This window comes from Kitasatospora sp. NPDC004669, assembly GCF_040609455.1.
Lineage (GTDB): Bacteria > Actinomycetota > Actinomycetes > Streptomycetales > Streptomycetaceae > Kitasatospora.
The window spans coordinates 94,602-118,660 of sequence record NZ_JBEXKB010000002.1; the positions used below are offsets into that span (position 1 = coordinate 94,602).

A 24,059-nucleotide genomic window follows, 5' to 3' on the forward strand; every position below is an offset into this window, starting at 1 on the left:
AGCGGACGGTGCGCAGGACCGGACCCCCTCGGCGCAGTGAGGCTAAACCGGTTCAGAACCCGTGTCAACGACTCGCGCGGCAACCACTCGGACCGGCGAGGGCGGCGAGGTGGACTCCCGTACGGTCAGCCGGGGCGTGGGCATCTGCAGGTCCCGCCCGGGCCCGGTCTCGTCCACCGCCTCCAGCAGGCTGCGCGCGACCTGCTCGCCGAGCGCGAAGGTGTCGCGGCTGAGCGCGGTCAGCGGCGGGTGGACGATCCGGGCGAGCACCGAGTCGTCGAAGGAGACGATGGACAGCTCGCCGGGCACCGCGACGCCCATCTCCCCCGCCACGCCGAGCCCGGCGACGGCCATCACGTCGCTGTCGTAGACGATCGCGGTGGGCCGCTTGGGCCGGGAGAGCAGGGTGCGGGTGGCCGCCGCGCCCTCGGCGTCGCTGAAGTCGGTCGGCACCGACACCGCTTCCTCCAGCCCGAGCCGGCGCGAGGCGTCGCGCAGCGCGCGGATCCGCCGCTGGGTGTGCTGGAAGTGCGGCAGCCCGGCCAGGTGGGCGATCCGGCGGTGCCCGATGGCGGCCAGGTAGTCGACGATGGAGAGCATCGCCTCCCGGTCGTCGGCCCAGATCCGCAGCTGGCTGCCGCCCTTGCCGGGCCCGCCGAGGACGACGGCGGGCAGCCCGAGTTCGTCCAGCACCGGCAGTCGCGGGTCCCTGACCTGTAGGTCCACCACGATGAAGCCGTCCACCCGGTGCTCGGAGGCCCAGCGCCGGTAGACCTCGATCTCGGCGGCGGTGTCCTCGACCACCATCAGGTGCAGCGCGACCGAGCTGGCCGAGAGCACGGCCTGCAGGCCGGAGAGCAGTTGGCTGAAGAACGGCTCGACGCCGATGGTGCGGGCCGGGCGGGCGATCACCAGGCCGACGGCATCCGCCTTCGCCCCGCCGAGGGCGCGCGCGGCACTGTGCGGGCGCCAGTTCATCTCCTCGGCGACCCGCAGGATCCGCGCCCTGGTGGCCTCGCTGACCCCCGGGCGGCCGTTGAGCGCGAAGGACACCGCGCCCTTGGAGACACCGGCCTGGCGGGCGATGTCGGCGATCGTCGGTCTGCCCACAGAACCCGACTCCTTCTCTTGACAGCCAAGTTTAGGCGGGAGCATAGTCCCTGCCATAGCTAGACCGGTTTAGTTGTGCCAATTCTGATATTCCGCACCATCCCCCACCCACCCAGGACCGGGAGACCCTCATGCGAAGAATCCGGGCGGCACTGACGACAACGGCCTTCACCGCGGTGGCCCTCACCGGCTGCGGGCTCGGCTCCGGAGACGGCAGGAACAGCGACAGCGTGGCGAGTGCGGCCGCCACCGGTGAGGTCAAGGGCAAGGTCTCGCTCCAGACCTGGGCACTCAAGCCCAAGTTCACCGACTACATGCAGGGCGTGATCGACGGCTTCAAGAAGAAGTACCCGGGCGTCGAGGTCGAGTGGCTGGACCAGCCCGGCGAGGGCTACTCCGACAAGGTGCTCAGCCAGGCCGCCTCCGGCACCCTGCCCGACGTGGTCAACCTCCCGCCGGACTTCGCCTTCCCGCTGGCGAAGAAAGACGTCCTGCTGGACGTCGCCAAGGCCGACCCGAAGCTCGCCGACGAGTACGTCCCCGGCGGGGTCGACGCCTACCGCTTCACCGGCCAGAGCGGCACCTTCGGCTACCCGTGGTACCTCAACACCGATGTGAACTACTGGAGTTCGGAACTTCTCACGAAGAACGGTCTGGACCCGAAGAAGCTTCCCACCACCCTGGACGAACTCATCGGCCAGGCCCGGGTGATGAGGCAGAAGTCCGGCGGCCAGACCTACCTGATGAGCCGCAAGCCGGGCCTCGGCGACCTCTACAACGCCGGCGTGAAGATCACGGCCGACGACGGCAAGTCCTTCACCTTCAACACCCCCGAGGCCGCCGCACTACTCGACAAGTACCGGGACGCCTTCAAGGAGGGCCTGCTCCCCAAGGACGTGCTGACCAACACCTACGCCGGCAACTCCAAGCTGTTCAACGCCGGAACCGCCGCCTGGACCACCGCCGGCGCCAACTACATCACCAGCCTCGCCACCGACAACCCGACGCTCGCCCCGAAGGTCGTCCCCTCCCCCGCGCTGGCCACCCCGCCGCTGTACGTCCAGGGCCTGTCCATTCCCAAGAGCACCAAGAACCCGGCCGCCGCGGTCGCCCTCGCCCGCTGGGTCGCCAGCCCCGAGAACCAGGCCGCCTTCGCCCACCTGACCAGCATCTTCCCGTCCACCAAGGCCTCCGCGAACGACCCGTTCTTCAGCAAGAGCGACGGCACCAACGCGGGCGACGCCAAGGTGATCGCCTTCAACTCGCTCGCCAAGGCCAAGCTGATCCAGCCCGTCCAGGTCGACGACGCGATGAGCACCATCATCAACCAGCAGATCGCCCTGGCCATCAGCGGTGACGCGAGCTCCAAGCAGGCCCTGGACTCCGCCGTCGAGCAGTGCAACAAGCTGCTCAAGGGCTGATGAGTGCCCCGGCCCGAGCGGCGGCAGGCACCACCTGCCGCCGCTCCGGGAATAACCCTCACCGACGTCGCCAGGGGCCATTTTCAATCCCCACCGGCGCTGGTTCACCGATCCTTTGGACGCATCGGGGATCCCCCTGACGAGCCGCACGCTCCGAACGGTCTTGAGCGCACTGGTCCCCGGCGTACTCAACCCCGCTGGGCGACACGCATCCTGTGCGTGGTCCTTCCCGGGAGGCCAGTTCCCTCACGACGTGGCCAAACGGGCTCGGCAGGAGGCGACGGGGAGGCCCTGAGCCATCACTCTGGTGGGGCAGGGGCCCCGCACACCAGCACCGAATCCGTTGTCCCAGATCGAGCTGCGAGCCTACGTCACCATGTAGCCACCACACAGACAGCCGAGTGGATGTCACCCGATCGAGCTAACAAGCATTCCCGTGCACTCACGCACAAGCACCGAGCAACCCCCTGGCTGCTCGCCGGGCCCGCGATAGTCTGGCTGGCCGTCTTCAACCTCTGGCCGGCCGTCAACACGGTGATCCTGTCCTTCACCAACGCCAAACCCCTGGGCGGCGGGCAGTTCACCGGCCTGGAGAACTACGGCCGCCTGCTCGACGACGACCAGCTCGCCGACGCCCTGCTCAACAGCATCGTGTTCATGCTGGTCTGCCTCCCCCTGCTCACCGTCCTACCGCTGCTGCTCGCCCTGCTGGTCCAGCGGCGCATCCCCGGCATCACCTTCTTCCGCACCGCGTTCTACACCCCGGTGATCGCCTCCGCCGTGGTGGTGGCGCTGATCTGGGGCTGGGTGCTGGACGACCGGGGCCTGGTCAACGGCCTGCTCCAGCAGAGCGGGCTGGCCGACTCCCCGGTCTCCTTCCTCACCGACCGCTGGCTGTTGCTGTTCAGCGCGATCGCCCTGACCGTCTGGAAGGGCCTCGGCTACTACATGGTCATCTACCTGTCCGCCCTCGCCAACGTCCCGCGCGACCTGCACGAGGCGGCGGCCGTGGACGGCGCCAGCCCGGTGCGCCGATTCTGGCACGTCACGCTGCCGGGGGTGCGGCCGACCATGGTGCTGATCTCGGCCCTGATCTCGGTCAGTTCGCTGCGCGTGTTCTCCGAGCTGTACGTGCTCTCCAACGGCCAGGGCGGGCCCGGCGGCCGGGACATGTCGGTGGTGATGCTGATCCAGATGTACAGCCGCGGCTTCAACGGCCACCTGGGCTACGCCTCCGCGCTCAGCCTGCTGCTGTTCGTCATCACCCTCGGCCCGATGCTGTTCCTGATGCGGCTGAACCGGAAGGCGGCCTGACCCCATGACCACCGTCCGTACCAAGGCCGCGCGGGGCTCCAGGGGTTTCAGCACCCCGTCCCCCGCCCAGACCCTCGCCCGCTACCTGCTCCTGATCCTCGTCCTGCTGCTGGTCATCGGCCCCTTCCTGTGGCAGCTGTCCACCTCCCTCAAGGGCCCCGCCGAGGACGTCTACACCCGCACCCCGAGCTTCCTGCCCGACCAGCCGACCTTCGGCAACTACGGCAAGGTCGCCGACACCATCCCGGTGTGGACGTACGCCCTCAACTCGGTGATCGTCGCGGCCGTCTGCATCATCGGCAACGTGGTCGGCTGCACCCTCGCCGGCTACGCGCTCGCCCGGCTGCGCTTCCGCGGCGCCAAGCTGGTGCTCGGCCTGTTCCTGGCCACCCTGGTCCTGCCCGGCGAGGTCACCATCGTCTCCCAGTACGTGCTGGTGCGCAGCCTGGGCCTCGCCGACAGCCTGGCCGGCGTCGCCCTGCCCGGCGCGATCGCGATGCTCAACGTGCTGCTGATGCGCACCGCCTTCGCCGCCGTACCGGCCGAGCTCGACCAGGCCGCGCTGGTCGACGGCGCCAACGTCTGGCAGCGGCTGTGGCACGTCGGCCTGCCCAATGTGCGCGGCATGATCAGCGTGATCGTCATCTTCACCTTCATCGGCGCCTGGGACGACTTCCTCTGGCCGCTGATCGTGCTCAACGACCCGCAGAAGTACACCCTCACCGTCGGGCTCCAGTACCTGAACGGCACCTTCTCCGCCAACCCCCGGCTGATCGCGGCCGGCACCATGATCGCCTTCCTGCCGATCGTCGTGGTGTTCGCCGTCTGCCAGCGCTTCTTCTTCAAGGGCGTCGAGGAGGGAGCCGTCAAGGGGTGAGCCCCCAGGACGAAGACACCGTCCATCTGCTCCAACCGAGTTGAGGAAGCCCTCCGTGACCACCACTCCGCGCTTCGGCGTCAACTACACCCCCAGCGCCGGCTGGTTCCACCACTGGCTCGACTTCGACCTCGACGCCGTGCGCGCCGACTTCGACTCCATCGCCGCCCTCGGCCTGGACCACGTCCGGGTCTTCCCGCTCTGGCCGCTGTTCCAGCCCAACCGCACCCTGATCCGCCCGCGCGCCGTCGAGCAGCTCACCGCACTGGTGGACGCGGCCGGTCAGCGCGGTCTGGACGTCGCGGTGGACGGCCTCCAGGGGCACCTGTCCAGCTTCGACTTCCTGCCGTCCTGGACCCAGACCTGGCACCGGCGGAACATCTTCACCGACCCCGAGGTCCTCGACGGCCAGGCAGCCTATCTGCGCACGCTGGCCGAGGCGCTGCGCGAGCGGCCCAACTTCCTCGGGATGACGCTCGGCAACGAGATCAACCAGTTCTCCGGCGCCCCGCACCCCGACCCGGACCGGGTCACCCCCGCCGAGGCGGAGGCCTGGCTGCGCCGGATGCTCGCCGCCTGCGAGCAGGGCGCGCCCGGACGGCTGCACCTGCACGCCTCCTACGACGCCGCCTGGTACCTGGACGGGCACCCGTTCACGCCCTGGCACTCGGCCCGGCTGGGCGCCGCCACCGCCGTGCACTCCTGGGTGTTCAACGGCACCGCCCAGCGCTACGGCGCCCGCTCCACCGCCACCGCCCAGCACGCCGCGTACCTGGTGGAGCTGTCCAAGGCCTGGGCTGACGACCCGGCCCGCCCGGTCTGGCTGCAGGAGGTCGGCGCGCCCGCCCCGCACGTCACCGCCGAGGACGCGGCCCGGTTCACCGGCGCCACCGTGGCGGCCGTGCTGGATTGCCCGGACCTGTGGGGCGTCACCTGGTGGTGCTCGCACGACGTGGACCGCTCGCTCGCCGACTTCCCCGAACTGGAGTACAACCTCGGGCTGTTGACCACCGACCGGCGGGTCAAGCCGGCCGGCGCCCGGCTCGCCGAGGCCGCCGCCGAGGCCCGCCGCTCCTGGCAGCCGCCCAAGCCGCGCAGCACCGCCGTGGTGGTGGCCGCCGGCGACGAGGTGACCTCCCCCCGCCGCTCGGTCTGCGGCCCCGGCGGCCCGGTCTACGAGGCCTTCATGCGCCTCGCCGAGGCGGGCGCCCGCCCGACCGCCGTGCTCGCCGAGCACGCCGGGGACCGGGCGCACCTGGCCGCGCGCGGCATCACCGAGGTGGTCCACCCCTCCGACGTACGTTCTCCCTGAGCACCGCCGACCCACCTGGACACCGCCGCCTCCCCTGGACACCGCTGACCCCCGAGACGCCGCCGACCCCCGAGACACCGCTGCTTCTCCTGGACACCGCTGACCCTCGCCACGCAACGGAGCCTGCCGACATGCACGATGACCGCACCCTGGTCGAGTCCCGCCTCAAGCGCGTCCTGGAGGAGCGCATCCTCCCGGCGGTCTACCCCGAGTCCGTCCCGTTGGAGGTCGGCATCTGGACCGCCCCCGGCGAGCCCGTCCCGGTCGCCGAGGGCCTGGCCGCGCCACGCACCCCGATCGCGGTCGGCGACCCCTGGGGCGCGCCCTGGGGCACCAGTTGGCTGACCGTGGCCGGCACCGTGCCCGGGGCCTGGGCCGGGCGGACGGTCGAGGCGCTGATCGACCTCGGCTTCGACGCCAACATGCCCGGCTTCCAGTGCGAGGGCCTGGTCTACCGCCCGGACGGCAGCCCGGTGAAGGGCCTCAACCCGCGCAACCAGTGGGTGCGGATCGCCGCCCCGGCAGCCGGCTGCGAGCAGGTGCTGCTGCACGTCGAGGCCGCCGCCAACCCGGTGATCCTGGACTACCACCCCTTCCTGCCCACCGAGTTGGGCGACAGGGAGACGGCGGGCGACCGGCCGCAGTACCGGCTGGCCCGGATGGACCTGGCGGTCTTCGACGACACCGTCTGGCAACTGTCGCTGGACCTGGAGGTGCTCGGCGAGCTGATGGCCGAGCTGCCGGTGGAGAGCGCCCGCCGCTGGGAGATCCTGCGCGCGGTCGAACGCTGCCTCGACGCGGTCGACCTGCAGGACGTCAACGGTACTGCGGCGCGGGCCCGTTCGGAGCTGACGGCGGTCCTGGCCGCGCCCGCCGTGCCGTCCGCGCACCGGATCAGCGCGATCGGCCACGCCCACATCGACTCGGCCTGGCTCTGGCCACTGCGCGAGACCGTCCGCAAGGTGGCCCGCACCACCGCCAACATGACCGCCCTGCTGGAGGACGAGCCGGACTTCCTCTACACCATGTCCCAGGCGCAGCAGTACGCCTGGATCAAGGAGCACCGCCCCGAGGTGTACGCGCGGGTGCGCAAGGCGGTGGCCGAGGGGCGGTTCGTCCCGGCCGGCGGCATGTGGGTGGAGTCCGACACCAACATGCCGAGTTCCGAGGCGATGGCCCGGCAGTTCGTGCACGGCAAGCGGTTCTTCCTGGAGGAGTTCGGGGTCGAGAACCACGAGGCCTGGCTGCCGGACACCTTCGGCTTCACCGGCGGTCTGCCGCAGATCATCCGCAACGCGGGCTCCAGGTGGCTGCTGACCCAGAAGATCTCGTGGAGCCAGGTCAACGCGTTCCCGCACCACACCTTCCTCTGGGAGGGCATCGACGGGACGCGGATCTTCACCCACTTCCCGCCCGTGGACACCTACAACTGCTCCATGAAGGGCAGTGAAATCGCCCACGCGGCAAGGAACTTCAAGGACAAGGGGGTGGCCCGCCACTCGCTCGCCCCGACCGGCTGGGGCGACGGCGGCGGCGGGACGACCCGCGAGATGGTCGCCAAGGCCGCCCGGATGAGGGACTTGGAGGGCTCCGCCACCGTCCGCTGGGAGAAGCCCGCCGAGTTCTTCGCCAAGGCCGAGGCCGCGTACCCGAACCCGCCGGTCTGGGTCGGCGAACTCTACCTGGAGCTGCACCGGGCCACCCTGACCAGCCAGGCGAGGACCAAGCAGGGCAACCGGCGCAGCGAGAACCTGCTGCGCGAGGCCGAACTCTGGTGCGCCACAGCCGCGTTGCGCACCAGCGCCGAGTACCCGTACGAGCAGCTGGACCGGATCTGGAAGGCCGTCCTGCTGCACCAGTTCCACGACATCCTGCCCGGCTCCTCGATCGCCTGGGTGCACCGGGAGGCCGAGGCCACCTACGCGGCGCTGGCGCGGGAGCTGGAGGGGCTGATCGGAGCGGCCCAGCAGGCGCTGGCCGGGGCGGCCTCGGGCGGGCGCGAGCTGGTGTTCAACGCGGCGCCGCACGCGCGCTCGGCCGTTCCGGCGGGCGGGGCCGCAGTCGCCGTCCCGGGCGGTGCGGCCTGCTCGGTGACCCCGCTGGACGGGGGCGGCTTCACCCTGCGCAACAGCCTGCTGGAGGTGGTGGTGGACGCCGACGGCCTGATCGGCTCGGTGGTCGAGACGGCGAGCGGCCGGGAGACCGTCGCCCCCGGCCGCCGGGCCAATCTGCTCCAGCTGCACCCCGACTTCCCCAACATGTGGGACGCCTGGGACGTCGACCAGTTCTACCGCAACACCGTCACCGACCTGACCGGCGTGGACTCGCTCACCGCCTCGGCCACCGCCGATCAGGCCTCGGTCCGGATCGCCCGCTCCTTCGGCTCCTCCACCGTCGTCCAGACGCTCACCCTGCGGGCCGGCGAGCAGCGCCTCGACATCGACACCGAGGTCGACTGGCACGAGACCGAGAAGTTCCTCAAGGCCGCGTTCCCGCTGGACATCCACACCGAGCGCTACGCCGCCGAGACCCAGTTCGGCCACCTCTACCGGCCCACCCACACCAACACCAGCTGGGACGCCGCCAAGTTCGAGGCCTGCAACCACCGCTTCGTCCACCTGGACGAGCCCGGCTGGGGCGTCGCCCTGGTCACCGCCTCGACCTACGGCCACGACGTCACCCGCACCGTGCGCGACGGCGACGGCGGCACCACCACCACGGTCCGCTTCTCGCTGCTGCGCGCCCCGCGCTTCCCCGACCCGAAGACCGACCAGGGCCTGCACCGTTTCCGGCACGCCCTGGTCCCGGGCGCGGCGGTCGCCGACGCCGTCCGCGAGGGCTACCGGATCGGCCTGCCCGAGCGGCGGGTCACCGGCAGCGCCGAGCAGATCGCGCCGCTGGTCGAGCTGGACAACGACGCGCTGGTGGTCAGCGCCGTCAAGCTCGCCGACGACCGCAGCGGCGACCTGATCGTCCGGGTCTACGAGGCGGGGGGCGGCCGCGCCCGGGGCGGGCTCACCACCTCCTTCCCGCTGGCCGGCGCCGCCCCCTGCGACCTGCTGGAGCGGCCCTGGGACGGCACCCGCGGCGAGGTCACGGTGGAGGACGGTGCGGTGCGGCTGGCGCTGCGGCCGTTCGAACTGGTCACCCTGCGGCTCAGCGCGGCCGGCTGACCGACGTACCGTAAGAGCGCCCCGGCCCCGCGTGGCCGGGGCGCCGCCGACTCCCACCTCCTGGAGCCCACCGTGCCGCTCACCCCCCTGTTCGCCGCTGTCGACATCGGCGGCACCAAGATCGCCGGCGCGCTGGTCGACGGCGACGGACGGCTGCGGCACCGGCTCCAGCTGCCCACCCCGGCCCGGGAGCCGGGCCCGGCGGTGCTCGCCGTCGTGCACCAGGTACTGGACCAGCTCGCCGGTACGGCCGAGTGGGCCGCCGTAACGGCCGTCGGGATCGGCAGCGCCGGCCCGGTCGACCTCGCGGGCGGCACCGTCAGCCCGGTCAACATCCCCGGCTGGCGCGGCTTCCCGCTGGTCGCCGAGGTCGCCGCGCACCCGGCGGTGGCCGCCCGTGCGCTGCCCGTCCGGCTGGCCGGGGACGGCGTCGCGATGGCCGCCGCCGAGCACTGGCAGGGCGCGGCCCGGGGCGCCGCCAACGCGCTCTGCCTGGTGGTGTCGACCGGCGTCGGCGCCGGGCTGGTGCTGGACGGCGCCGTCCGGCCGGGCCCCAGCGGCAACGCCGGGCACCTCGGCCACATCAGCGTCGACCTGGACGGCGAGCTCTGCCCGTGCGGCTCGCGCGGCTGTCTGGAGGGCCTCGCCAGCGGCACCGCGATCGCCCGCCGGGCCCTCGCCGAGGGCTGGCGCCCTGACGGCGAGGACCGCACCGCCCGGGCGGTCGCCGCCGCCGCCGGGGCGGGCGACCCGATCGCGCTGGCCTCCTTCGACCGGGCCGCCCAGGCACTGGCCGCCGGGATCGCCGCCACGGCCGCCCTGGTCGACCTCGACCGGGTGGTGGTCGGGGGCGGTGTCGCCACCGCCGGGGAGGTGCTGTTCACCCCGCTCGCCCGGCACCTGGACCGCTACGCCGCCCTCTCGTACATCCGCGGCCTGGACGTGCGCCGCGCCGAACTCGGCACCGACGCCGGGCTGATCGGTGCGGCGGCGCTCTGCCGCTGACCGCCCGCCGCCCACGGGCACCACCCCGTTCGGAGACCCGCGCCATGCCGCCCTACGCCCTGCTCGACAACCCGGTCCGCCGCTACGCCCGGGGCTCCGTCACCGCCGTCCCGGCGCTCACCGGCGCCGAGCCCGACGGCACCCCGCAGGCCGGGAAGGGGGCCTCGGCGCGAAGAGGTCCTCGGCGCGAAGGGGCGCTCAGGCCGGCAGCGGGTGGCCGAAGAGCAGGTCGTAGCCTTCCGGGAGTTGTTCGATCACCCGGTCGATCAGTTCCCCCGGAACCAGGTCGGCCACGGTGCTGAGCACCGCCCCGATGTCCCACTGGGCGGTGGCCGGCGTCGCCCCGTCGATCCAGCCGACCACGGCGTCCACGAAGCGCTCGGCGGTCAGTGGCGCGGTGGCCGGCTGGGCGTCGCGCAGCAGCGGGGCGTACGTCGTGGGCAGCGCGTCGGCGAGGTCGGTCCGTTCGGATCCCACCAGATGCTCGCCGAGCAGGCCGAGCACGACCCGGGCGGCATGGTCCGCCTCCGCCTGGCCCCGGTACTCGCCGCGCTCCACGACGCGGGCGAGGAAGTCCTCCCAAGAGATGGTCATCGCGTCCTCCTTCCGGTCGGCGGGATCCGGCCGGACCGGCGGCGGCCGACGTTCCGAGCCCCCTACCGCCTGCGCGGCGCCTCATCGCAGCCCGTGACCGCCGGGGGACGTACCGGCTCCCGTGTTGATCAGCGTACTGCGGTCCGTCCGGGCCGATACCCGCCGATTTCGGGCTGGGGACTTCCGGGCACGGACGCGCCGGCCGAGGGCCGGGGCCGGACGGACGGATCGACGCCGTCGTGGATCACGCCGTCGGCCCGCGCCGTCACCGGCACGGGAACTCACAGGTGTCAAGCGGCGGTCAGCCCGCCGAGGCCAGACACCGTCTGCGCGAGCCGTGCGACGGGACCACCCCGCCACCGGAGCGGGTCGCCACCCGCTGGGCCGGCACGGTCGGCTGCACGCCGACGGTCGGGGCGTCGCCACGCGCCGTGTCCGCCATAAACGCCGACAGAAAACGGCGTTCGTTCTGGGTGAGTTCGCGCGAGCGACCGGACTCCCGGTCCCGCGCGACCACCACGGTCCGGGCCCGCATAAAGGTGAGCGGCTCCCGGCAGACATTCACCTCGACCTGCGCGGAACTCCGGCCGAGCCGTTCCACCGTCAGTCGCACCGCCAATGGCTCCGGCCCGTGGTGCAACTGTTCCAGGTAATCGATCTCGTGCCGCGCGATAATGAATCCGGACGGGAACAGCGATTCCCGGACGGCGGTCGCGTGGTGGCAGAACAGGTCGTAAATCCCCTCCTGGATGTAGCCGACCAGCCGGGCGTTGTTGATGTGCCCGTTCTCGTCGACGTCGCTCCACCGGGTGGGGCAGGACAGCACGTGGGCGCGGGCGTACACCGCGCTCACTGCTGCGTCAGCCCGGCCGAGACCCCGGCGGGGAGCAGCGCGCGCCGCAACCTGGCGTAGTAGCCGGAGTGTTCGGCCGCCATCCGGGCCGCGGTCCACCCTTCCTCGGCGGCCTCGGCGGCCGCCTGGACGACCAGGCTGTCGAGCACCGCGTCGACCGAGCGGCAGAGTTCGGCGACCGCCGCGAGCCGCTCGGTGACATCGGCCCCGCCGGCCGCGTTCCGGGCCGGGAAGGCGGACAGCGAATCCATCGCGAGCTGCAGATCGTCGATGACATCCGACCGGTTTTCCGGAAGTGAATTCTGCAGGTTCCGCATGCTTTTCTCCAGGACCGATTCGGGCCATTACGGCCCGGTAACTAGCGTTCGAATACACCGGATCGGTGTCGACCCCCCGACGCCTTCGACGCTATCCCAGTCGACGAGGGTCCGCAGATGGTTTTCGGACGGCGACGGGAAACTGACTTCTATCGGAGTAGTTTGCGGGGGTACACAATATGCCCCATCAGCCGAACGCGGTAAGCAGAACGGGTGGTATCGCCGACCCGCCGAGCAAGATCGACTACTGTCCGTCACAGATCTGCTACCAGGTGGCCCACCAACGCGCCTTGTACAGCTGCGTCCCGCCCAGCGTCCAGGTCCCCTCCGGGCGGTGCAGCCGGATCACCGAGGTGCACCAGTCGCACGGGCCACGGTGATCAGGGGCCACCGTGAGCAGCCGCCCGGTTCCGGGGTCGTCGCCGATGCTCTTGACGTCCTGCTCGGCGGCGGGATCGGCCAGACGGACGGGGGTGAACCCGTCGGCGGCCGGGTCGAACTGCCACAGGCCGTTCAGCGTGCTCACCCAGAACCGGCCTGGCGCGCCCAGCACGGGCGCGAGGTCATGCCCGCCCCGGTCGGGCAGCGGGGCGCTCCGGACGGCGCCCAGCGCGGGCTCGGCCGGGGTGCCGCCGACCCGTAGCCCGGTCAGCTCGCCGTCGCCGAGCGCCCAGAGCAGGCCGGTCCGCTCGTCCCAGTACACCCCGTGCGCGCCGGGCAGGCGGAAGGTCGCGTGAGCGGTCACCCGGGGGCCCTGCGAGGCGGCGTACAGCCGCACCCAGCCGCCGCCGCTCGCGGCGACCGCGACGTTGCCGTCCGGGAGCAGCTCGATGCTGTGCGGATTGACGGCCTCGCCGAGGTCCACCGCCCAGCGGCTGCGGCCGGTGGCGGTGTCGACGACCGCGGCGAGCCCGCCGGAGGCGGTGGTCAGCAGGTAGCGGCGGTCCTCCAGGATCCGGCTCTTCGCCTCATCCGGGTTGGTCCAGCTGTGCGCGGGGCCGAGGTCACCGAGGTCGGGCGCCCGGTCGGCCCCCCAGGACCACACGACGGGCGGGCGGTCCGGCCCCTGATAGTCCATCAGCTCCTCGGCCGTCTCCAGGACGAGGACACGGCGGGACTCCTGGTCCACGGCGACCACCTCCCCGTCGGACGAGGTGGCGTACGCGCGGCTTGCCGGCGCGCAGAGCAGCAGGGCGAGGCACAGGGCGGGGAGGGTTCGACTCAGCACACCCTCAACGGTGTGCGGTTCACGGCGGACCGCACAGCAGCCCAGCCGCACGCATCCGCCGAACGGACCGTCGGATTCGTCCGGAGACCAGGTCCGCCGCCCTGGCGATCGGCGAGGTGGCAGCCCGCCCGGCCGTCGCCGACCCGCCCGGACGCCACCCTCGGGAGGTCACCGGGGACCACCCTCCGGAGTGGCAGGATCCCCACACCGGGCCGGCCACCCTGTCAGCTCTCCAGCAGGTCGAGCACCCGCGTCCAGGTGTACGCCTCGGGAGCGTCGTCCACGAAACGCACCCCCATCCCCTGGAGCCGGACCAGGCTCTCCACGTACGCCGGATGCTTCGCCAGCGCCTCATTGACGCGCGGCTGCACAGCCGTCAGGGTGCCCCGCCCGTACGCCTCACAGAGGATGCCGAGCGCGAGTGTGTCAGCGATGCCGGCGGCCCACTTGTTGATCGTGTTGAAGGTCGCCGGAGCGACCACGATCGCGTCCGCGTCCGGCAGCGGCCGGTCATCCCCCGGCTTCCGCCAGGCCGAGCGGATCACATACCCCGTCTGCGCCTCGATCGCGGCGGTGTCCATGAACCCCATGGCCAGCGGAGTCGCCACCACGCCGACCTCCCACCCCCGCCCCTGCGCCGCCGAGATCAACTCCCCTACCCCGTCGGCCACTCCCGCCGCACACACGACGACATACAGCATCGGTTTCCTCACCTCTGACATACTCCGAACTCCCCTCTCACCACCGGCAGATCACCGCCCCGACATCCTCGAGGCCATCGAACACCACCTCTGACCGGCTCCATGCGCCCGCCCCTGCGGCGGCGGCCCCCGGCCGAGGTCAGAACCGGATCCGCGCCGGTGTGACGAGCGAGGGCGGCGAACAGCGCGAGGACGTCGCGCAGACCGTCATCGGCCGGGGGTCGATCCCGTCGAGGACCTGTACGGACCACAGGACGGGGAAGCTTCCGCCGCAGATACCGCAGGTCGGGGGCAATGCGGTGAAGCCTTCGGGCGGCGGACCGAACCCGGGTGCGGCAGCGGGCACCGGCGGGACCGCGGGCAGGGCGGGTGGCACCGGTGGCGGCGCCACGGCCGGGGGCGGGGGAACCACGGGAGCCGGGGGTACGGCCGGTGGCGGGGGTGCCGGCAGCGGCGCCGGCGGCGTGGTGTCCCAGAGGACGAGATCCGCCACCAGCCCCCCGAAGTCGTACCCGCACCCGGCACACGTCGTCAGCACGGACTCGGTGCACATGGCGCCGCAGGCCGGACAGAACGTCACCGGCTGTTCATCGGCCTCCGTGCTCTCACAGCGCGCGCAGACGAAGTCCGGGACGATCCTGGTCCGTTGGAAGAGCGCCCCGAAGACCAGGAAGGGGTTGGGCACGCCCTCCTTGCTCCGTGCCGCGCGCAGCACCGAGGAGAGCATCTCCAGGCGCTTCTTCCGCTCCCGCAGCCGCTGGAGCTCCAGGTTCACCACCTTGGTCTGCCGACAGTCCCGGCAGGTGCACAGCGTTCGCACGGGCAGCCGCGAGCGGATCCCGAACTGCCGGTGGAGGAACTCGAAGGCCGCCCGGTGCTCCTCCGCCACCGGCACCTCGACCACGCCCGGGCCGCCGGCGGTGAGCCGGCCTTCCATCTCCGCCGCCAACCGCGCCACCTGGACGCCGAGTCGGTCCGGGACACCGCCCGGCCGACTGCCCATCATCACCGGAATCGCCAGCAGGCTCCAGGCGGCGACGGCGTCCATCGCGACGAAGCCGGCCGGGGACCGGAAGACGACGCCCGCGACCCCGCCCCACAGGGACGGCCCGGTGGACTGCGGCCCACCGGAGAGCCGCTCGTTGATGCTCGCCGCCATGCCCCCGACCAGGCGCCGGCCGGTCTCGTGGTGCCGGGCCAACGTCTCCGCCTGGGGCGCACGGGCCCACCACCGGGGCGCGGGGAAGCCGGCCGCCGCCGCGTCCGGGTCGAGGCCGCCCAGCGCCCGGTCGAGGGCGGCCAGCGCGGCCTGGAACGCCGACACGTAGGGGGCCTGCACACCCAGCGCGACGATCGAGAGGGAACGGTCCGTCAGGTGCAGCGACAGCGCCGTGCCCCGGGCGAGGCCGTCGGGATCGGCCGTGAACCGCAGGCGCGCCGTGAGCGGGACCTGGTCGGGCAGCAGCATCGCGGAGCGGACGGCCGATCCGCGCTGGGCCTCCACGACGGTGGCCATCTCCGCGGTGACCTGGAAGCCGAGCGAGCGGAGCGTCTCCACCGCCGCGACCCGAACGCGTACGGCGTCGGCGCGGACGCGACGCTCCGCGTCGAGGGTGATCGAAGCCAAGACTCCTCCGTGGGAGCAGAGAGCAGGGGAGCGGGGAGCGGGGAGCAGGGAGCAGGGAGCGGGAATGGGCCGACCGGCCGGGCGGGGCGGCGGTCCGCGAGTCTAACCACCGAGGGCCGGTGGATGTGTGACGATTCGTCAGATCCGTCCGGCAGTCGGCGCTCTCGGGCGATCCGGCGGCAGCACCCGTACCCGCCTCAGCCCACCGCCGCCGCGGCCAGATCCGCGGCAGCGTCCGCACACCCCCAGCTGAGCGTCACCCCCGCGCCGCCGTGGCCGTAGTTGTGCACGACCGCGACGCCGCCCGCACCGGCCGTCTCGGCCTCCAGCCGCACCCCGCCCCGGCGATCGGGCCGCAGTCCCACCGGATGGCCGATGATCTCGGCCTCGCGCAGTTCGGGGACGTGCACCGCGCACCGCGCGAGGATCGCCTCGGCCGTCAACGGGTCGGACCCGAGCCCCCAGTCCTCCTCCTCGAAGGTGCCGCCCAGCACGACGTCCCTGCTCCGGGGATGGACGTAGGTGTACCCGGCCGGGTCGTCCTGGATCCGCAGCGAGGCCCGCAGCCCGGGATTACGCACCAGGACAAGCTGTCCGCGCACCGGCCGCACCTCCCGGTCGTCGCACAGTTGCCGCGCGCCGAGTCCGCTGGCGTTGACCACGACGGGCGCCCAGGCGCGAGCCTGGTGGAGGGTGTCGAGGCGCCGGTGGACGACGTCACCACCGTTGTCCAGGAGGCGGCCGAGCAGCCAGGGCAGGTAGAGCGGCATCTCCACCGTCGGGGCGGTGAACCGCCAGCCGTCCGCGTACGCCGGGGCGAGTTCGGCCGGCTCCAGGCGACGCAGGTCCGGGACGGCGGCCGCCCACCAGGGCAGGGCCTCTGGCTGCCGCCGGTGCGCCGGCATCCAGGTGTCGCGCATGACGACGCCGGGTGCGCCGTCGTCGGCCTGGCGGGCGAGTTCGGCGTAGGTCGCCGCGGACCAGCCCGCGACCCGGTCGTCCGCCGCCACACCGACCGGGTACCAGACCGCCGCCGCCACGGCCGAGGTCGTCGACAGCAGTCCGTCCGCCGTCACCACGACGACCTCCAGCCCCTTCTCCTGCAGACGCAGCGCTGTGGTGAGCCCGATGACCCCGCTGCCGATCACGACGACGTCCACCGATCCACTCCTCCCGAGGTGCCGCCGTACGCCGACCGCGGCGGCTGGAACCAGGAAAGCGGGACGGACCGGGGGGCGTCCAAGACCAGTTCTGTCGGGTGGCGATAAGCCGGCCTTATCGCCCGTCGGCGCCCCTATCATCGGCCGGTGGACCTTCACCGAATGCGCTACTTCTCGGTACTGGCCGAGGAGTTGAACTTCACCCGGGCGGCCCGCCGGCTGCGCGTGGCCCAGCCGGCGCTGAGCCAACAGATCATGGCGCTGGAACGGAATCTGGGCGTGCGACTGGTCGAGCGCACCAGCAAGGGGTGCACGCTGACCCCGATCGGCAGCGCGGTCTCCGAGGAGGCCCGGCAGGTGCTGCGCCAGGTGGCCGAGGCCGACCGGCGGATCGAGGCCGTGGTCGAGGGTCGGCAGGGCAGCCTCCGGGTGGCGTACACCCGCTCCGCGCGCGGCGGTGTCTGCGACACCCTGATGACCGAGTTCCGCGAGCGGTACCCCCGGGTGGACACCACCCTGCAGACCGGCTGGACGGCCCACAACGTGGCCGAACTCCTCGCGGGGCGGCTGGACGCGGCCTTCGTCCGGCCTCCGCTGGACATCCCCGAACTGGCCTGCCGCCTCATCGCCGAGGAGGAGCTGCTGTTGGCGGTGCCGACCGACCACCCGCTCGCCGCCACCCGCGCCAGGGTCAGCCGGAGCCGCATCCGCGACGAGCCGGTGGTGCTGTGGCCGCGCGAGAACGGCCCCGGAATGCACGCGTCGATCACCGGGCAGCTGTGGCCCGACGGGCCGCCCCGGATCGTGCGCGAGGAGCCGGACGACGAGCAGCTGCTGCTGGCCGTGGCGGCCGGCTACGGCATCGCGCCCATTCCCGAGGGGCGGGCCCGGGTCTTCCGGATACCCGGCGTCTGCCTGCGCCGGCTGACCCGCCCGGTTCCCACCGTCACCCTGGGGCTGGCCCACAACCCGCGGACGGCGTCCCCGGCGGTCCAACTGCTGCTCACCATGGCACCGCGGACCCCTGCGGCCGCCGCCACCACACGGCGGTGAGCCCGCCCCTGCGCACAGGCAGGGGCGGGCACCGCGACACCGGAAGCCCCAGCGGCGTCAGCGACGCCAGAAGCCCTGGAAGCCTCAGCGGCCTCAGCGGCCTCAGCGGATGGTCGAGCCGGTGATCGGCTCGGACAGCTCGACAGTCTTGCCGTTCAGACCGGCCTTGACGAACTGCCAGGTGAGGCCGTTGATCACACCCTTGTCGAGCGGGGCCAGCTTGGCGAAGGCGGGCTGGCTGAGGTCGATGTGGGTGGAGTCGCAGGAGGGACACTGGTCCTTCACCGGGACGGTGATGGTCTTGCCCTGGTACGTCACCTTGACCGAAATGCCCTTGCAGAGCGGGTCGTTGTTGGGGTTGGCGGAGGTCCACCAGGTGTGCGGGACGGCGACCAGCATCTGCGTGGACGCGTTGATCTGGGTGCCACAGGCGCCGTAGCCGGCGTCGGCGTAGTAGGTGGCCTTGCCGGCCATGGGCTTGTTGATCGGTATCGCGGCGCCGGCGGAGCCGGCCGTGAGGGCGATGAGAGCTGCGGCGGCGAGCGGGGCGCCCGCGAGGATCCTGAGACTCTTGCCGATGGCACGCATGGTTCGTTCCCTCCGGTTCGACGAGACCTTGAGTAGCCATGGACATGACAATCACAAGTCGCCCATTCCACCGTGGAGTTCGACGACCCGCCCGCCCCAGCGGCCACCCGGGTAAAGGGAACGTATGTGCTTCGCTCAGGAATGGTCCAGACCTCCCCGGTATTGCCATGAACACAAGGCAAGAATCTTCACCAATGCGGCCGAAGGAGCGAACATGCGTGACCGACCTCGGCGCACTGCCCGTGCTCGGCAGCCTCGGGCTGGACTTCGCCCGGCTGCTCGGCCAGTAGCCCCGGCCTCAAGTCACCGATACCGGGCGGCCTCGGTTCGCCACGATCACGGACCAGGGCCGCCCGCCCGGGTTACGCTCGTCCCGCGCGGCGCCCGCCCGCGCGGCCGACCGAGGGGGGAACGCGTGATCGGGGACCTGCTGCCGGACGTCGTGGTGACCGAGGTGGCCTACGACGATCCGCCGGAGGCCCGGCTGGAGCCGGCCGAGGAGGCGGTCGTCGCCAACGCCGTCGACAAGCGCCGCCGCGAGTTCACCACCGTGCGCCACTGCGCCCGCGCCGCCCTGGCCCGCCTCGGCGTCCCGTACCGCCCGCTCGTCCCGGGCCTGCGCGGCGCCCCGAGCTGGCCGGACGGCGTGACCGGCAGCCTCACCCACTGCGACGGCTTCCGCGCCGCCGCCGTCGCCCGGGCCGGCGCCCTCGCCTCCGTCGGCATCGACGCCGAGCCCGCGCTGCCGCTCCCGGAGGGCGTGCTCAACGTTGTCGCCCTGCCGGTCGAGCAGCAGCGGCTGGCGAAGCTCGCCGCCGAGCACCCGGGCACCCCGTGGGACCGGATCCTGTTCAGCGCCAAGGAGTCGGTCTACAAGGCCTGGTTCCCGCTGACCGAGCTGTGGCTGGACTTCCACGAGGCCGAGCTCGACCTCTCCCCCGACGGCACCTTCTCCGCCCGGCTGCTGGTCCCCGGCCCGATGGTCGGTGGCCGCCGGATCGAGGGCTTCGACGGCCGCTGGGCGGTCCGCGACGGGCTGCTCGCCACCGCGATCGCCGTCGAACCGTAACCGTGCATCGCCGGTCCGCGCATCGCCGGTCCGTTCGCCTCCCGGGCATATCCTCGACCCCGTGACGGTGACTTATGTGATCGACGGCAGCAGGATCGGCAACCTGGACGACTTCTGGGACGCGGTCGGCCGGGAAATGGGCGTGGACGGCTACTTCGGCCGCAACCTCGACGCCTTCGCCGACTGCCTGCGCGGCGGCTACGGCACGCCCGAGGACGGCGACTACGTCATCGAGTGGCGCGACCACGAGGTCTCCCGCCACAACCTCGGCTACCCGGAGACGGTGCGCCGGCTGGAGCTGCGGCTCACCCGGTGCCACCCCGCCAACCGCGAGCAGGTCGGCGCCGAGCTGGCCGCCGCCCGGGAGGGCAAGGGGCCGACGGTCTTCGACTGGCTGGTGCGGATCATCGAGGAGGAGCACCCGGACGGCCTCCGCCTGGCGTAAGCCGCCGGGCCCACACACCTCGCCGGGCTCGTACCGAGTCCGGCTCACCGCACAGCCGACAGCCTCACATCACGTCGGACAGCCGGACGAACCGCCGCCCGGACCCGAGCAGCCCCGGCACCGCCGCCGCCACCCCGGCGGCGGTGCCGCCGCCCGGGCGGTTCATGTGGCCGATGACGATCGCCCCGAGCGGGGCCGACGCCACCTCCCGCCGCACCTCGGCGGCGCTGAGCGTGGCACCACCGTCCCCGTTCACGGTGAAGCCCGCGACGCGTTCGCCCAGGTCGGCGACCACCCGGGTGGCGACGTCGTCGTAGTGCGCGGTGCCGGATCGGAAGAACCGGGGCGGGTGCCCGAGCAGCCCGGCCAGCTTGTGGGCGTTTCCCACGACCTCGTCGTACACCTCGCCGACGTCACCCGTGCCGGCGATCCCGTAGGCGGACCGGCCGGTGACCGAGAGCGGGCGGTGCCCGGTGCCGTGGTTGCCGATCTCGAACAGCGGATCGGCGGCGAGCTGCTCGAACACGTCCGGGTTGGCGTCGATCCATCGGGCGTTCAGGAAGAGCGTGGCCGGGACGCCGCGATCGCGCAGGAATCTGATCAGGTCGGCGTCGTATCCGTTCCCGCCGGGGCCGCCGCAGGCGTCGAAGGTCAGCGCCATGGCCGCCTCGCCCTCGGGCAGTGAGGTCATCACCCCGGCGACCTCCAGGCCCCAGCCGCTCGGGGCCGTGTCGCCGTAGCGTTGAACCACCTCGGCCCGGGTCGGCTCCCGGGCCGCCGCAGGAGCGGCGGACGCGGCGGGCGACGTGGCGGGCGACGTGGCGGGCGACGTGGCGGACGCAGTCGCGGACGGCCCGGCAGACGGCGTGGCCGACGGCGTGGCCGAGGGCGTGGCCGGCGGTGTGGCGGGCGGCGCGGCCGCAGCGGAGACTGTCGGCGGGGCCGATCCACCCTCCTCGGCGACCCGCTCGGTCCGGCACCCCGCCGGCGCGCCGCCGACCACCACCGCCGCCAACAGCGCCCGCCGACTCAGTGCCACACCAGCCTCCCGACCCGTCATCACCTGTCACAGACTATGAACCGACCGAGCGTCACTCCCCCGCAACTCGCCCCCGCCTCCGCCCGGGCCCGGCCCCTTTCACCGACCCGCCCCACCCCGGTGGGCCCCGCCTCACCCCAGGTTCACCAGCCCGGGTAGGCGAGCCAGCGGATCCGCCCACCCCAGCCCGGAGGCCCCGATGCCCGCCGAACCGACCGACCCGGCCCAACCGACCGACCCGACCGACCCGACCCAGCCGAAGCAGTCCGGACAACCGGCCCACCCCGCCCGCCGCGACCTGCTCCGCACCGGCCTCGCCACCGGCGCCGCCACCGCCCTCGGTCTCGCCGCCACCACCGGCACGGCGGCCGCCGCCCCGGGGCAGGCCGACCGGACCCTCACCCTCACCGGCCACCTCCCCACCGGCGCCCCCGACTTCGTCTACCTCCCGGTCGAAGTCCCCGACGGCGTCCGTGAGATCGCCGTCTCCTACGGCTACGACAAGCCGCAGGTCCCGGCCGGCACCCCCGGAAACTCCTGCGACATCGGCATCTTCGACGAGCGCGGCGCCGATGTCGGCGGTGACGGCTTCCGCGGCTGGTCCGGCGGCTTCCGCACCGAGTTCGCGATCGCCCGCGACACCGCCACCCCGGGCTACCTCCCCGGCCCGATCAACCCGGGCACCTGGCACGTCGTCCTCGGCCCGTACCAGATCGCCCCGCAGGGCCTGGACTACCGGGTCCAGGTGATCCTCCGATTCGGTGCCCCCGGCCCGGAGTTCACCCCGCACTACCCGCCGGAGCGGGCGCGCGGCCGCGGCCGGGCCTGGTACCGGGGCGACTGCCACCTGCACACCGTCCACTCCGACGGTCGGCGCCTGCCCGAGGAGGTGGCCGCCGGGGCCCGCGCGGCCGGCCTGGACTTCATCGTCTCCACCGACCACAACACCAGTTCCTCGCACGCGGTTTGGGGCCCGCTGGCCGGCCCGGACCTGCTGATCCTGCCGGGTGAGGAGATCACCACCCGCAACGGCCACTGGCTGGCCCTGGGCCTGGAGGCCGGCCAGTTCGTCGACTGGCGCTACCGCTCCCGCGACGAGGAGTACCCGCGCTTCGCCCGCCAGGTCCACCGCTCCGGCGGCCTGGTGGTGCCCGCGCACCCGTACTGCCCGTACGTCGCCTGCCAGTGGAAGTTCGGCTACGAGCAGGCCGACGCCGTCGAGGTGTGGAACGGGCCCTGGACGTACGACGACGAGTCGGCCGTGGACACCTGGGACTCCCAGCTCGCCGTCGCCCTGCGCGGCGGCCGCTCCTGGCTGCCCGCGATGGGCGACAGCGACGCCCACAGCGCCCCCCAGGTGATCGGCTCCCCGCACAACGTCGTCCTCGCCGAGGACCTCACCCGGGACGCGGTCCTGGACGGGCTGCGCGCCGGGCGCAACTGGCTCGCCGAGTCCGTCACCGTGCGGCTGGACTTCACCGTCACCGGGAACGGCCGCCAGGCCGGCATCGGCGAGGAGCTGACCGTCCCGGCCCACGCCCCGCTGGACGTCCGGCTCACCGTCTCCGGAGTGCCCGGCGGTACGGTCCGCTTCCTCACCGACGAGGGGCAGATGCATCAGGAGTCGCTGCCCACCGACGGCTCGGGCACGGTGGTCTGGCGCACCACCGCCTCACTCGCCGCCTACGTCCGGGCCGAGGTGCGCCACCCGAAGGCGGACGGCACTCCGGGCAGTGGCAACTCGATGGGCCAGGACCTGCCCTGGGGACCGATGGCGGCGCTCACCAACCCGATCGTGCTGCGCGTCGAGGAGGACTGACGGCCCGGTCCGACCCGCCCGCAGGCCGGGAGGGGGGGACGACTCGGGGCACCCGTTTGGACTAGGTTGATCCCCGAAACGCATCAGTCGTAGGGATGAGGCGGTCGGTTGTCCGTATCCCGGCCGACCGGCTTCTTCGCACTCCGACCGTCTCGCCCCGGCTACCCGTCCTTCCCCGGCCCGCGAAGGGATCAGCAGCTGTGAACCGTACGACCGTAGGTGGGCCGGAGCTCGGGGGCGGCCGGGGCGCCGGGGGAGTCGTGGTCCTCGTCGACCCGACCGGGGCCGGGAACGGCCTGGTCGCGGGCCTGCTCGCCCAAGAGCTGCACCCGAGCGTCCACCTGCGGACGGACGACTTCCTGCGGGTCATCCGCAACGGCCAGCTCCCGCCGCACCTCCCGGAGGCCGGGCGCCAGAACACCACGGCCTTCGCGGCCGCCGCCCAGGCTGCCTTCGCCTACGCCACCGGCGGCTACCAGGTCATCGTCGAGTGCCCGGCCACCCCGCCGACCCTGGCCACCTTCCGCCGCGAGAGCCGCACCACCGGCGCCGCCCTCCACTACGTCATCCTCACTTCCGGCCCCTCCTCCCCCACCGCCCCGCACACCCTCGACACCTCCGCCCTCACCCCCGAAACCACCACCAAATCCATCCTCACCGCTCTCACCACCCGCACCCACCTCCTCGGCTGGTAGGGCTGCGGGTCAGCGGCTACGCCCCGACGGTGCCGTCGATGGCCTCGCGCAGGAAGTCGGCGTGCCCGTTGTGCCGGGCGTACTCGTGGATGAGGTGCAGGATCACCAGCCGCAGCGAGACCTCGGCCTCCCAGCGGGGCTGATAGCCGGTGACGTCGAGGGAGGCGGCGGCGAGTTCGATGCGACGGGAGTGCTCGACCTCGGCCTGCCAGGCGGCGAAGGCCTCGGCGCGGGTGGCGTCGGCGGCGTCGTAGGCCGCCTGGTAGTCGCCGTCCTCGGACCAGACCAGCGGGACGTCCTCGCCGTTGATCACCTTGCGGAACCAGATCCGCTCGACCTCCGCCATGTGGCGGACCAACCCGAGCAGGCTCAGCGTGGACGGCGGGCTGGACTGCTGCCGCAGCTGGTCGTCGGTGAGGCCCTCGCACTTCATCGCGAGGGTCGCCCGGTGGAAGTCCAGGAAGCCGCGCAGCATCTCGCGCTCGCCCCCGGTCAGCGCCGGTACGGGTCGGGTGTCGGTGTTCATCTGGCTCCGCTCCTGTTCGTCGGTGATCGCCTGGTCATCCCGGCGGACTGTAGCGAACCGACCGTCCGGTCCGACACCGCGTTTTCCGCTCCCGGCAGGCCCCCGCGGCCCCCTTGATCAATGCCTTGCCCAT

22 protein-coding genes are annotated in these 24,059 nt (G+C 72.7%); 11 read left to right on the forward strand and 11 right to left on the reverse strand.

The window, feature by feature from the left end; all coding sequences use genetic code 11:
* Nucleotides 1-42: 42 nt before the first annotated feature.
* Nucleotides 43-1,110: a LacI family DNA-binding transcriptional regulator gene (locus tag ABZW30_RS02250; RefSeq protein ID WP_355669127.1), complete on the reverse strand. Its 1,068-nt coding sequence runs from the start codon at nucleotides 1,108-1,110 to the stop codon at nucleotides 43-45.
* A 131-nt stretch (nucleotides 1,111-1,241) separates the two neighbouring features.
* On the opposite strand from ABZW30_RS02250, the gene ABZW30_RS02255 reads away from it, so the two are divergent.
* The 6 genes from ABZW30_RS02255 (at nucleotide 1,242) to ABZW30_RS02280 (ending at nucleotide 10,212) form a co-directional block, all read left to right on the forward strand.
* Nucleotides 1,242-2,531, forward strand: a complete 1,290-nt coding sequence (locus tag ABZW30_RS02255) for a sugar ABC transporter substrate-binding protein (RefSeq protein WP_355669128.1) — start codon at nucleotides 1,242-1,244, stop codon at nucleotides 2,529-2,531.
* Between the two features lie 405 nt (nucleotides 2,532-2,936).
* Nucleotides 2,937-3,845: a sugar ABC transporter permease gene (locus ABZW30_RS02260; protein WP_355669129.1), complete on the forward strand. Its 909-nt coding sequence runs from the start codon at nucleotides 2,937-2,939 to the stop codon at nucleotides 3,843-3,845.
* Between the two features lie 4 nt (nucleotides 3,846-3,849).
* Nucleotides 3,850-4,722, forward strand: coding sequence for a carbohydrate ABC transporter permease (locus ABZW30_RS02265; RefSeq protein ID WP_355669130.1), 873 nt, complete (start codon nucleotides 3,850-3,852; stop codon nucleotides 4,720-4,722).
* Nucleotides 4,723-4,777: 55 nt separating this feature from the next.
* The gene (locus tag ABZW30_RS02270) at nucleotides 4,778-6,034 is read left to right on the forward strand and encodes a glycosyl hydrolase (protein WP_355669131.1); all 1,257 of its coding nucleotides are present in this window, start codon (nucleotides 4,778-4,780) and stop codon (nucleotides 6,032-6,034) included.
* A gap of 131 nt (nucleotides 6,035-6,165) precedes the next feature.
* On the forward strand, nucleotides 6,166-9,207 hold the full coding sequence (locus ABZW30_RS02275; protein WP_355669132.1) for a glycoside hydrolase family 38 C-terminal domain-containing protein: 3,042 nt from the start codon (nucleotides 6,166-6,168) through the stop codon (nucleotides 9,205-9,207).
* 72 nt (nucleotides 9,208-9,279) lie between these two features.
* Nucleotides 9,280-10,212: an ROK family protein gene (locus ABZW30_RS02280; protein ID WP_355669133.1), complete on the forward strand. Its 933-nt coding sequence runs from the start codon at nucleotides 9,280-9,282 to the stop codon at nucleotides 10,210-10,212.
* 198 nt (nucleotides 10,213-10,410) lie between these two features.
* Here ABZW30_RS02280 and ABZW30_RS02285 read toward each other — a convergent pair whose 3' ends face one another.
* The 7 genes from ABZW30_RS02285 to ABZW30_RS02315 all read right to left on the reverse strand — a co-directional run bounded on the left by ABZW30_RS02285 (nucleotide 10,411) and on the right by ABZW30_RS02315 (nucleotide 16,692).
* Nucleotides 10,411-10,806: a DUF2267 domain-containing protein gene (locus tag ABZW30_RS02285; protein WP_355669134.1), complete on the reverse strand. Its 396-nt coding sequence runs from the start codon at nucleotides 10,804-10,806 to the stop codon at nucleotides 10,411-10,413.
* A gap of 301 nt (nucleotides 10,807-11,107) precedes the next feature.
* Nucleotides 11,108-11,659: a thioesterase family protein gene (locus tag ABZW30_RS02290; RefSeq protein ID WP_355669135.1), complete on the reverse strand. Its 552-nt coding sequence runs from the start codon at nucleotides 11,657-11,659 to the stop codon at nucleotides 11,108-11,110.
* Nucleotides 11,656-11,976 carry a hypothetical protein gene (locus ABZW30_RS02295; RefSeq protein ID WP_355669136.1) on the reverse strand — a complete coding sequence of 107 codons (321 nt, stop codon included), beginning with the start codon at nucleotides 11,974-11,976 and terminating at the stop codon, nucleotides 11,656-11,658. The genes ABZW30_RS02290 and ABZW30_RS02295 overlap by 4 nt, the downstream gene beginning before the upstream one ends.
* A gap of 265 nt (nucleotides 11,977-12,241) precedes the next feature.
* Nucleotides 12,242-13,204: a DUF6528 family protein gene (locus tag ABZW30_RS02300; protein WP_355669137.1), complete on the reverse strand. Its 963-nt coding sequence runs from the start codon at nucleotides 13,202-13,204 to the stop codon at nucleotides 12,242-12,244.
* 224 nt (nucleotides 13,205-13,428) lie between these two features.
* Nucleotides 13,429-13,926 carry a flavoprotein gene (locus ABZW30_RS02305; RefSeq protein ID WP_355669138.1) on the reverse strand — a complete coding sequence of 166 codons (498 nt, stop codon included), beginning with the start codon at nucleotides 13,924-13,926 and terminating at the stop codon, nucleotides 13,429-13,431.
* 118 nt (nucleotides 13,927-14,044) lie between these two features.
* Nucleotides 14,045-15,532, reverse strand: coding sequence for a hypothetical protein (locus tag ABZW30_RS02310; protein WP_355669139.1), 1,488 nt, complete (start codon nucleotides 15,530-15,532; stop codon nucleotides 14,045-14,047).
* Nucleotides 15,533-15,729: 197 nt separating this feature from the next.
* On the reverse strand, nucleotides 15,730-16,692 hold the full coding sequence (locus tag ABZW30_RS02315; protein WP_355669140.1) for an FAD-dependent oxidoreductase: 963 nt from the start codon (nucleotides 16,690-16,692) through the stop codon (nucleotides 15,730-15,732).
* A 147-nt stretch (nucleotides 16,693-16,839) separates the two neighbouring features.
* On the opposite strand from ABZW30_RS02315, the gene ABZW30_RS02320 reads away from it, so the two are divergent.
* Entirely contained in the window at nucleotides 16,840-17,745 is a 906-nt protein-coding gene (locus ABZW30_RS02320) for a LysR substrate-binding domain-containing protein (protein ID WP_355669141.1), read from the forward strand.
* Between the two features lie 102 nt (nucleotides 17,746-17,847).
* Here ABZW30_RS02320 and ABZW30_RS02325 read toward each other — a convergent pair whose 3' ends face one another.
* Nucleotides 17,848-18,333: a cysteine/serine endopeptidase inhibitor gene (locus tag ABZW30_RS02325; RefSeq protein WP_355669142.1), complete on the reverse strand. Its 486-nt coding sequence runs from the start codon at nucleotides 18,331-18,333 to the stop codon at nucleotides 17,848-17,850.
* A gap of 415 nt (nucleotides 18,334-18,748) precedes the next feature.
* Between ABZW30_RS02325 and ABZW30_RS02330 the strand changes: the two genes are divergently transcribed.
* Both ABZW30_RS02330 and ABZW30_RS02335 read left to right on the forward strand, forming a co-directional pair.
* Nucleotides 18,749-19,402: a 4'-phosphopantetheinyl transferase superfamily protein gene (locus ABZW30_RS02330; protein ID WP_355669143.1), complete on the forward strand. Its 654-nt coding sequence runs from the start codon at nucleotides 18,749-18,751 to the stop codon at nucleotides 19,400-19,402.
* Nucleotides 19,403-19,463: 61 nt separating this feature from the next.
* Nucleotides 19,464-19,847: a barstar family protein gene (locus ABZW30_RS02335; protein ID WP_355669144.1), complete on the forward strand. Its 384-nt coding sequence runs from the start codon at nucleotides 19,464-19,466 to the stop codon at nucleotides 19,845-19,847.
* A gap of 64 nt (nucleotides 19,848-19,911) precedes the next feature.
* On the opposite strand, the gene ABZW30_RS02340 is transcribed toward ABZW30_RS02335, so the two are convergent.
* A complete protein-coding gene (locus ABZW30_RS02340; protein WP_355669145.1) occupies nucleotides 19,912-20,598 on the reverse strand; it encodes a polysaccharide deacetylase family protein in 687 nt (228 codons plus the stop codon).
* 487 nt (nucleotides 20,599-21,085) lie between these two features.
* On the opposite strand from ABZW30_RS02340, the gene ABZW30_RS02345 reads away from it, so the two are divergent.
* Nucleotides 21,086-22,705 (forward strand): CehA/McbA family metallohydrolase, encoded by a 1,620-nt coding sequence (locus tag ABZW30_RS02345; protein ID WP_355669146.1) that lies wholly within the window; start codon nucleotides 21,086-21,088, stop codon nucleotides 22,703-22,705.
* 200 nt (nucleotides 22,706-22,905) lie between these two features.
* A complete protein-coding gene (locus tag ABZW30_RS02350) occupies nucleotides 22,906-23,400 on the forward strand; it encodes a hypothetical protein (RefSeq protein ID WP_355669147.1) in 495 nt (164 codons plus the stop codon).
* A 16-nt stretch (nucleotides 23,401-23,416) separates the two neighbouring features.
* Here the strand turns inward: ABZW30_RS02350 and ABZW30_RS02355 are convergent, their stop codons facing one another.
* The gene (locus ABZW30_RS02355; protein ID WP_355669148.1) at nucleotides 23,417-23,926 is read right to left on the reverse strand and encodes a DinB family protein; all 510 of its coding nucleotides are present in this window, start codon (nucleotides 23,924-23,926) and stop codon (nucleotides 23,417-23,419) included.
* Nucleotides 23,927-24,059: the final 133 nt, after the last annotated feature.